Origin of the sequence: Paracoccus maritimus, assembly GCF_025195095.1 — a bacterium.
GTDB lineage: Bacteria > Pseudomonadota > Alphaproteobacteria > Rhodobacterales > Rhodobacteraceae > Paracoccus > Paracoccus maritimus.
Genome location: NZ_JANAVZ010000041.1, coordinates 1 through 1,190, shown reverse-complemented (window position 1 = coordinate 1,190; position 1,190 = coordinate 1). Strand labels below are relative to the sequence as shown.

General features: G+C 70.1%; 1 protein-coding gene. It reads left to right on the top strand.

The window, feature by feature from the left end:
* Positions 1 to 57: 57 nt before the first annotated feature.
* Positions 58 to 1,190, top strand: a 1,133-nt coding sequence (locus MU516_RS19345) for a hypothetical protein (RefSeq protein WP_260278836.1), incomplete at its 3' end; no start/stop codon positions are given.

Below are 1,190 nucleotides of genomic sequence, written 5' to 3'. Positions count from 1 at the left end.
ACGACAAGACGCTTTTGTGGGCCGGGTGGATCGGGCGCGCCGAGAGAGGGTGATTGAGTGACGTCGACGTTTGCGGGGAAGCATGTGACGTTGTCGTCGGCCGGGGGGGCGACCCGGTCGACCGTCGTGGGGCAGCCGATCGCAAAGGGCGGCGAGGGTGAGATCTTCGCGGATGCCAGCCGCCAGGACCATGTACTGAAGCTCTACTTCCAGCCCGGTCCGGCCCGGAGCCCGGCGAACGACGCGCAGCGCGCCGTGCTTGTCGACAAGCAGGCCAAGATCGCCGCGATGCTGGCGAACGCGCCGGAGGCCAGAGCTCAGGTTTCGAAGCCGCGGGGGGCGGAAGCGCCGATCGTGCAGATCGCCTGGCCGCAGGAGATGGTCCTCGCTCCCGACGGCTCCTTCCTCGGTTTCTCGATGCGGCGCGTCGACATCGCCGCGACCACGCCGCTCTTCAGCTGGCGCAGCGCCCTCTCGCGCAAGCAGGAGGGGCTGGACCCGCGCGACGACGTCCGGCTCTACCTGTTGCGCAACCTCGCCGCACTGGTGGCGTATGTGAACAAGGTTGGCCATGCGGTGGTCGACCTCAAGGACGTGAACGTGCTGGCCTACCGCAGCGGCGGGCATGTCGCGCTGATCGACTGCGACGGCTTCGCGATCCGGGACGGGGCGCGGATGATCCCGGCCACGGCGGCGACGCCGAACCTGACGGCGCCCGAGTTCCAGCCCGGCGGCGATCTGGTCGCCCATATGGACGAGGAGCAGGACCGCTTCGCGCTGGCGGTGATGATCTTCGAGATCCTCAGCGCCGGGCGCCACCCCGCGGGCGGCAAGGCGCGCCCGGGCCGCACGGTTCCGGATGGGACGGCGCAACGCATCCAGCAGCGGCTGTTCCACCTCGGGCCGGACGCGGCGCTGGACCCGCCGAACGGAACGCTGGCGCCGTATCTACCGGACGCGACGCTGGCCCTGTTTGAGCGCGCCTTCCTCGCCGCCCCCACGGACCGCCCGACCGCCGCCGCCTGGCGCGACCACCTCGACGCTCTGATCGCGGGCCTCAAGACGCCCACCGCCGACTTCCCTATGCGCCGATGCCCAACCTGCCAAGGCATCGACTACGGCAAGGGCTGCCCGAAATGCGCAAAGCAGCCGCAGGAAGAAGAGGAGCCGCTCCAGAGGACGTTCGGGGA